At 71.4% G+C, this 5,301-nt stretch carries 3 protein-coding genes and 1 pseudogene; all 4 read left to right on the forward strand.

The window, feature by feature from the left end:
• A pseudogene (locus tag ACIRRS_RS38270) lies at positions 1-99 on the forward strand (ATP-binding protein); the annotation flags it as partial.
• A gap of 524 nt (positions 100-623) precedes the next feature.
• Positions 624-4,022, forward strand: a complete 3,399-nt coding sequence (locus tag ACIRRS_RS38275; RefSeq protein WP_402981700.1) for a nitrate- and nitrite sensing domain-containing protein — start codon at positions 624-626, stop codon at positions 4,020-4,022.
• Positions 4,023-4,032: 10 nt separating this feature from the next.
• Positions 4,033-4,446: a roadblock/LC7 domain-containing protein gene (locus ACIRRS_RS38280; protein WP_030248297.1), complete on the forward strand. Its 414-nt coding sequence runs from the start codon at positions 4,033-4,035 to the stop codon at positions 4,444-4,446.
• Between the two features lie 160 nt (positions 4,447-4,606).
• Complete coding sequence (locus ACIRRS_RS38285; RefSeq protein ID WP_402981703.1) at positions 4,607-5,251, forward strand: DUF742 domain-containing protein; 645 nt, start codon at positions 4,607-4,609, stop codon at positions 5,249-5,251.
• Positions 5,252-5,301 lie beyond the last annotated feature (50 nt).

A 5,301-nucleotide genomic window follows, 5' to 3' on the forward strand; every position in this document is an offset into this window, starting at 1 on the left:
GACACCCCCATCATCACCCTCGACGCCCGCCGCCGCGACAGCGCCAAAAGCGCCCTCATCACCCTCGTCGAACACGCCCTCCTCGCCCGACTCCGATGACCGACGCACCCGCGCCGGGCCGATGGGGCGCGCCGGTGTCGAAGGGGAGAAGGGCCGAGCCGCCGACGAGGCAGGTGGCACACTGCCCGCCGGCCGTCGACTCCGGGCCGGGAGCGCCCCGGAGTCGAGCGCGCGAGTAGCCGCGGCCCCGGTGTCCCGCTGGTCAGCGGGGTGCCGGGGCCGTCGTGTTGCCGTCAGGTGTCCTCCACGGGCCCGGCGCAAGTCCCGTGTATAAGCGGCGGATAACAGTTCGGTAGGCATTTGGTGATCAACTATGACTGAGCGTGCCCGATCAGCGTCGTTCAGCGCCGGATGACCACGGTTTTGCTCCGTCATGTCGATGAATGTCCGTATTGTTCCGGCGAACGCCCCGACCAGGGTCTGTTTGTCCCCTATCCCCGCACGTGCTGAAATTCCAGCTACCCCTGCCGTTTCCCGTGTCGGCCCACCAGGCGACGCCCCGGGGACCGGGGGTAGCGCTGGATTGATCCATGGCCGGCAGTCGGCCGAGAGGTAGTTGTCGAGTGAGGCGTAAGCAGCAACCCGCCCCGCAGCGGCGCTCCGAGCCCCGCCAGAGCGAGCCGAACGGTGACGCCGCGGCCCCGGCCGGATTCTCCGCGTTCGCTCCCGCCGAGGAGCGCGGCCCGAACACGCCCGCGCCGAAGCAGGTGGTCAAGCCGAAGGAGCCCACGGCGGTCGACCCGACCGACAGCGGGTCGACCCGGTACGACTTCCTCCGCCCTCGCAACTGGCGCGTGCCGACCCGTCTGATCGCGATCCTCCTGATCCCCGTGATCATCTCGATCGTCTTCGGCGGTCTGCGCGTCAACACCTCCATCGACGGCTTCATCAAGGCCTCCCGGGCCGAGAAGACCGCCGAACTCGCCAAGTCGGCCACCGAACTGGCCGAGGCGCTGGAGAACGAGCGCGACAAGACCCTGATACCGCTGCTGACCAAGCAGGACCCGAACGGCGAGGTCGCCAAGCGCCGCGGTGACACCGACGCCGCCCTGAAGGCGTACGAGGCGGCCTACGCGGCCTCCGACAAGTCCGGTGAGCTTCCCCGCCGCCACGACGCGTTCGAAGCCCTCGTGCTCAACCTGCCGCACCTGCGCGCCAACGCCTACGGCCAGGAGCTGTTCGCCAGCGCCACCGCCAACGCGTACTCGGTGATGTTCGCCCCGCTGCTGGCCTACGACAACTCCGTCGGCCTCGGCTCCACCAACGCCACCAGCAAGGGCCGCGCGATCTACGCGATGTCCCTCGCCAAGGCCTCCGCCTCCACCCAGCGCGCGCTGATGCTCCACCTGCTGGTCGGCATCTCGCAGAACGCCACCACGCGGTACGAGAACACCGACGTGATCCAGCAGATCCTGGTCGCCCAGAAGCTGGAGGACGTCTCGCTCGCCGAGTTCAACACCGGCAGCGCTCCCGAGGACGCCCGCAAGTACGCCGACGCGCAGGTCGCCCTGGCCACCGCGCAGGAGCGTTCGGCGTACAAGATGCCCAACGGCGCCGCGCCGACCATGCAGGGCCTGCTCGCGCTCGGCGCCGCCTACAGCCAGGCCGCCGCCGAGGGCCAGAGCAAGGGCAAGGGCGCCGCCGACGCGGCGTACGCCGAGGCCAAGAACTCCGGTCTGACGCCGGACAACTGGAACCAGGCCGCCAACACCCACATCCAGGCCCTGCGCAACACCGAAGTCGCGCTGCTCAACGACGTGCTCGTCGAGTCGCGCGACCTCAAGGACAACGCGCTCTACGACGCCATCCTCAACTCCGGCATCGTCCTCGTCGCGCTCGTCCTCGCCGGTGTGCTGACCGGCTACGTCGCCCGCTCCATGGTCCTCGGCATGCGCACCCTGCGCAGCGCCGCCCTGGAGATCGCCGACCACCGCCTGCCGGACCTCGTCGAGAAGCTCTCCAAGACCGACCCGGAGCGGGTGGACACCTCCGTCACCCCGATCCCGCTGTACGGCAAGGACGAGATCGGCGAAGTCGCCCGGGCCTTCGACCAGGTCCACCGCCAGGCCGTCGAGCTCGCCGCCGAGCAGGCGCTGCTGCGAGGCAACGTCAACGCGATCTTCACCAACCTGTCGCGCCGCAGCCAGAGCCTGATCCAGCGCCAGCTGGCGCTGATCACGGACCTGGAGAACAACGAGGCCGACCCGGACCAGCTGGAGAACCTCTTCAAGCTGGACCACCTCGCGACCCGTATGCGCCGCAACGGCGAGAACCTCCTCGTCCTCGCGGGCGAGGAGGCCGGCCGCCGCTGGAACACCCCGGTGCCGCTGGTCGACGTCCTGCGCGCCGCCTCCTCCGAGGTGGAGCAGTACGAGCGCGTCGAGCTCTCCGGCATCCCGGAGGTCGAGGTCGTCGGCGCCGCCGTGACCGACCTCGTCCACCTGCTCGCCGAGCTGCTGGAGAACGCCACCTCGTTCTCCAGCCCGCAGACCCGGGTGCTGGTCAACGCGACCCGCCTGCCGGACGGCCGGGTGCTCGTCGAGATCCACGACAAGGGCATCGGCCTCACCGCCGACGACTTCGCCGAGATCAACGAGAAGCTCGCCGAGCCGCCCACCGTGGACGCCACCATCTCCCGCCGCATGGGCCTGTTCGTGGTCGGCCGTCTGTCGCAGCGGCACGACGTGCGCGTGCAGCTCCGCCCCTCGGGCGAGTCGGCCGGCACCACCTCGCTGGTCATGCTCCCGCCGTTCGTCACGCAGTCCGGCGCCGCCCCGGAGCCGGAGGAGCAGTTCACCGTCTCCCGGATCTTCGCCGAGCAGGAGCCGACCGCCGAGTGGAGCCAGGACGGCCGCGGCCCCAGCGCCGCCGAGCTGGGCTTCGACGACCACCTGACCGGCAGCGGCAACGCCGGCTCCAGCGGGTTCAGCCCCGCCCTCGAGTCCGTCCAGCGCTCCCAGCGCCTCGACCAGGTCCGCCGCGCGGCCCTGGAGAGCGCGCCGCACGAGCCCGTGGTCGACGCCGAGGTCGAGGAGGACCGCCCGCAGGGCTACGACGGCTTCGCGCCGCAGGCCTACCAGCAGGGCGGCTACGCGGACGAGCAGTACGGCCAGTACCAGCAGCAGGACGGGTACGCCGACGAGCAGTACGGCCAGTACCAGCAGGACCAGCAGGACGGCTACCAGGACCAGTACGGCCAGTACGGCCAGCAGGAGTACGCGCACGACGGCTACGCCGACGAGCAGTACGGCCAGTACCAGCAGCAGGACGGGTACGCCGACGAGCAGTACGGGCAGTACCAGCAGGACGGCTACCAGGACCAGTACGGCCGGCAGGCCGAGGAGTCCCCGGCCGGCCACCCGTACGCCCCCGAGCCGCCCGCCCTGCCCGCCGCTCCGGCCGCCGAGCCCGCCGCCACCCTGCCGTCCGGGCTGCCGCAGCGCCGCCCCGGCCAGCAGCTGGCGGGCGGAGGCCCCGGCACCGCGCCGGCCGGCTCCCCGTCCACCGGCGAGACCCCCAACTGGTTCGCCGGCGCCAAGGACACCACCGCCTCCCCCCAGCAGCGAGACGGGCACGACGTGTCCGCCCTCGGCGGCTACGGCCCGACCGGCCCGACCGCCTCCCCCTGGCAGTCGCCCAACGACGGCGACTGGCAGCGGGCCGAGCAGCTGCGCGAGCCCGCCTCCAGCGGCACCACCGACTCCGGTCTGCCGCGGCGCACGCCCAAGCAGAACCTCGTCCCGGGCGGCGCCCAGTCGACTCCGGCGGAGGGCCCCCAGGTCTCCCGCAACCCGGAGGAGGTGCGCGGCCGGCTCACCAACCTGCGCCGCGGCGTGGAGCAGGGCCGCACCGCCGGCAACACCGGAAGCTTCCGGATCGACCCCGATCAGGTAGACCAGTCCGGCAACGGACAGAACCGCAGCACCGATCTCTTCGGCGGCTCGAACCACCAGGAGCGTTGAGTTGACTCAGATGAGCCAGGCCGCACAGAACCTGAACTGGCTGATCACCAATTTCGTGGACAACACCCCCGGGGTGTCCCACACCGTGGTGGTCTCCGCGGACGGCCTCCTGCTGTGCATGTCCGAGGGCTTCCCCCGGGACCGCGCCGACCAGCTCGCCGCCGTCGCCTCCGGCCTCACCTCCCTCACCTCCGGCGCCAGCCGGATCTTCGAGGGGGGCGAGGTCAACCAGACCGTCGTCGAGATGGAACGGGGGTTCCTCTTCCTCATGGCCGTCAGCGACGGCTCCGCCCTCGCCGTCCTCGCCGCCCCCGACTCCGACATCGGCCTCGTCGGCTACGAAATGGCCCTGCTCGTCGACCGCGCAGGAGCCGTCCTCACCCCCGCACTCCGCGCAGAACTCCAGGGCAGTCTCCTGCACTGACGGTTCGTCGGATACCGTCCAGGTATTCGAAGCACCTCCGCGTCCCCTCCCGGGCCCGCTTCGGCGGGCTCGGGTTCGGACGTAGTACGGCCCGCACCACGGGCCCCGGACCACACCCGGGGTCAGCACCGCACCGCCGCACCCTGTGAGGAGAGGAACCGTGACACCGCCCGACGACCGTAGCGGCCAGTACGGCGTTCCGTACCCCGGCACAGGCCATGACGCCTTCGGAACACCCGGCGTCGGCCACGGTCAGCCATACGACCGGCAGCAGTACGGACAGCCGCAGACGCCGTACGCCCGGCACGAGGACCAGTACCGCTCGTACGACCCGTACGCCCGGCAGCAGCCCTCCTACGGCGCGCCGGCCCCCGGGTACCCGACCCCGGCGCAGGCCCCGCCCCCCGGCTTCCGGCCGGAGCAGGAGCCCGGGCACGTCGAGGAGTTGGACGACGAACCGGACTCCGGCCCGCTGATCAGACCGTTCGCGATGACCGGCGGCCGCACCCGCCCGCGATACGAACTCGCGCTGGAGGCCCTGGTCTCCGCCGACGTCGATCCCCAGCGCCTGGCCACCCTGCTCCCCGAGCACCAGCGGATCTGCACGCTGTGCACGGAGGTCAAGTCCGTCGCGGAGGTGTCGGCCCTGCTCTCCTTCCCGCTGGGAGTGGCGCGCATCCTCGTCGCCGACCTGGCCGAGGCCGGTCTCGTCGCGATCCACCAGCCCGCTTCCGGCGGCGAATCCGGAACCCAGCCCGACGTCACGCTGCTCGAAAGGGTCCTCAGTGGACTTCGCAAGCTCTAACGCGGCCGCACCCACCCGCGCCACCACATCCGCGAAGATCGTCGTCGCGG

Source organism: Kitasatospora sp. NPDC101183, assembly GCF_044767945.1.
GTDB lineage: Bacteria > Actinomycetota > Actinomycetes > Streptomycetales > Streptomycetaceae > Kitasatospora.